We start from the raw sequence: 3,250 nt of genomic DNA on the forward strand, positions 1-3,250 counted from the left end.
TAAAAACAAGCCGAGAACGGCCGAGCAGGCAAGAATGTTAAAAGCCACTCTGGAACAAATTAAATCGAGTTACGACAGTTATGGCTCTCCCTGTGCCGGTCTTAGCTTACCTTCAGTACCCAATTGCCTGGTAGGCTCAGCCAATGGATCTGCAGAAGATAACAGCTCCCCTTTTATTGAAGCCAATTATCTGGAAGTAATGCAGTATGGAGCCGAACTTGACCAACTCACAGAAGAATTCTCCAATCGGCTCCAGCGTATCAACGGTTTGGTAAGCACCAACGACCCGACCCTATCACTGATGGATTTCAATCGGAAAATGAAAGACCTTGAATACGTGCAACAAGACATTGCGGCAGCCAAAACCAAGTTGATAACCGATGGTTTGCAGACCCTTGGCGATGCCATTCAGAATAATAATCAAACAGGCTTTTATAAAGGCATAGGGGCATTCGCCAACCTGCTTGAGATGAAACAAGCAAAGAAAGAAGCCGCGGCCAGAAAAGCTCAGCTGCAACAGCAACAGCGCTCACAAATGAGCCAGATTTATTGGGATGCCTACCATAAGATAGTATCGAAAACCAACGATTTTCTCACGCTGGCCGCCTATGCCGAAGACCCTGCCATGGAAGCCTATTATCTCGCCATGGTAGATAACCTGAACTGTTATCAGGAGTCTTTACGGTCGAACTGGAACCCTAATACGACCGACTGGCTAAACAACAACTGCCCCTTGCCCACAAAGCCAGCAGCGGGAATACCCAACAACCTGATACCCGAAGAAAAGAAGACTATTCAAATTGCCCAGCGTAAAAACGATTACTTCGAAAATGCCATCCACGGGCAAGACATGGGTATGGAAATTAGAATAGACCCACCCAAATACGTAGATGCCCGAACAGGTATGCCTTTGGGAACCCCAACCATAAAAATTGTCAATGTAACTCCGGGAGGACTAGCCTATCAACAAGGCTTTAAACCCGGCACAAACTGGACAGAAATCATTACCAGTTCAACGGGTATTGACCTTAGTCGCGAGGAAATGATTCAATACTACCAGAGCCAGCTTCAAAAACAAAAAGACTTGAAAACCAATGTTTTAAATCTTATCGAATCCATTAGGAATCCTGATAAGAACGGCATCAAGTACAGAAAAACATTGAAGAGAACCGATGAAGCCGCTTATGAAAAGCAGATTGCAAGCGACAGCTCTCTGGTGCAAATGAACATCAGCAATCTTACGCAAATTCAAAGCCTCATTGATCAATATCAGGGATATGTAAACCAGTTAAAATCTTCGGAAGACATATCAGATTTTCCGGCCAAGGTTTTCGCCTTAGGATATGCCACAATGGACGAGGCCGAACTTTTGGTTTCCTACCTTAAAAGAAACTTCAGGGAAATCTGGAATGTGACAGGCCCCCGGGTGTTTAAACAGTCAGCAATCGATTTTGCATCCAAGGCAGCAACTTTAAACCCAAGTGCAGAAAATTACCTGCGCATGGCCAAGTACCTGGAAGATGAGAACGAAATAATTGCACTTAACTACCTCTTAGAAGCATTCCGAAAAGATTCCTCGCTACAAACCAGCGAAGAGGACTTTCGGTTAAGACTCACTCAAAAAATACAAAGCAGTATACGAAGCCATATAAGCGTTCTCAAATTTATAGGCTATGGTTCTACAGAAGAACAAATTGAAGAGGCTAAGAGTACGCTAACCAGCTTTGTTTCAAGCGGTTTCCATAAAACAATAAAGTTAAATAAAATAGACTGGACCACCGGAAATAGCGAATCCCTGGACGTATTGCATTATGCCATTGCCACCAACAACCCTGCAGGCATGCAAGTACTCTTAAATGCTTATGTAGAAGGTTTAGATGATTTTTCCAAAAACCGAATGATCCAAAAAACAGTACTGGTCAGTGCACAGGAAAACAGCGATAAGTGTATGGAAAAGCTTCTAGAGCTCGGTATTTCAACGAACTTTGAACTTGACGGACAATCGCCTCGCAGTGTAGCTGAAAAACATGGCAGTTCAAAAATCCTTGAGATTTTAGGGAGTTAATGGGTTTCTGTGCCTACTCCAAGGCCTTTTCCAATAACCGTTTCGAGACTCTAAAAGTATGCAGTTTGCAGCAGAAATAACAGATTGGCACCCATTTGACCTGAGTTCGGTTCGCTCCACAGACCAACCGCCCTTCTTTAGGAAGAAGACCATACAGCCCCCCACATCTAAAGCTAATTGAGCTATTTGCAAAGGGGGCTGCGATACAATACTTTAGTAAATATTTGAAAAGCCTTACTTACGCACGATGGCTAGCCCCCGTAGCACATACACCTAAATGTATTGAATATGAAAAACAAACTAAATACCCAGCAATTAGCTGTAGAGTTCATATCTGTGGTTTTTGCCGTAATTCTAGCCCTTGTATTAAATAGCTGGCGAGAATCGTCAGCTTTAAATGCCAATCTGCAAAAGGTAAAAGAGTCTATTTTTCAAGAGGTAAAGAGTAATGATGCACTCCTCAGAAAATCCCTCGACTATCGCAAAGAGCTTTTGCAAAAACTATACTCAAACCAGAATCTACTACTGGCAGTTGCAAGTGCCGATTTGGATTTTGATGTAAACGACAACACCAAACTGGCCAACTTCTTTAAACGCTCTTTAATATTTGGACAGAAAGAGTACCGCGAAAATATAATGGTGATGCAAGAGGACGATTCGCGGGTGCTAATATTTGGTGAAAGTGTTTTTGATCTAAAACTAGAACAAGACACCTTAAAGCTTATGGGTGTTGGAAACATTCAACTCAAGCTACCAAACATAAACAACAGGTCGTGGGATTTAGCCCAAGCCACCGGCACCGTAGTAAGAATGAACGTTACTTTGGTTGAAAAGCTAGGCGTAGTCAACTCACTGATTGAAACCTACTTAAAAACCAGCGAAAGTGCCGTAGAAATGGTCTACAATGGAAAACAGAAAGGTCTCATATCGGTTTTGGAAGATTTAAAAAGCCTGGAAGAAAAAATCATTGAAGCTAATGCATCATTACTTGAAGAACTGCAATAAAAGGCGAGAGCTTCACCATTTTTAGAAAAACAAAACACCGGTTGTTTTAGACCCCATGTATGCCTATGCAATACCACCCGGCTACATTATTCTCCCGATTTGGTTAGAACAACCACTTAAATTAACCTGAGTTCGATGTAAGTAAGTATTAAAATCTCCCCTCTTAGGACGTCATTGCGG

General features: G+C 42.4%; 2 protein-coding genes. Both read left to right on the forward strand.

Features of this window, described 5'->3' with window-relative positions; all coding sequences use genetic code 11:
* A partial coding sequence (locus B3763_RS07170) for a hypothetical protein (protein WP_286745189.1) occupies nt 1-2,065 on the forward strand: 2,065 nt, incomplete at its 5' end.
* Between the two features lie 288 nt (nt 2,066-2,353).
* Nucleotides 2,354-3,070 carry a hypothetical protein gene (locus tag B3763_RS07175; RefSeq protein WP_189630905.1) on the forward strand — a complete coding sequence of 239 codons (717 nt, stop codon included), beginning with the start codon at nt 2,354-2,356 and terminating at the stop codon, nt 3,068-3,070.
* Nucleotides 3,071-3,250: the final 180 nt, after the last annotated feature.

Source organism: Roseivirga sp. UBA1976 (assembly GCF_002336325.1).
Lineage (GTDB): Bacteria > Bacteroidota > Bacteroidia > Cytophagales > Cyclobacteriaceae > Roseivirga > Roseivirga thermotolerans.

Excerpts from the sequence above, each read along its gene's own strand:
- B3763_RS07175 (WP_189630905.1), top strand. The coding sequence starts at position 2,354 with ATGAAAAACAAACTAAATACCCAGCAATTAGCTGTAGAGTTCATATCT.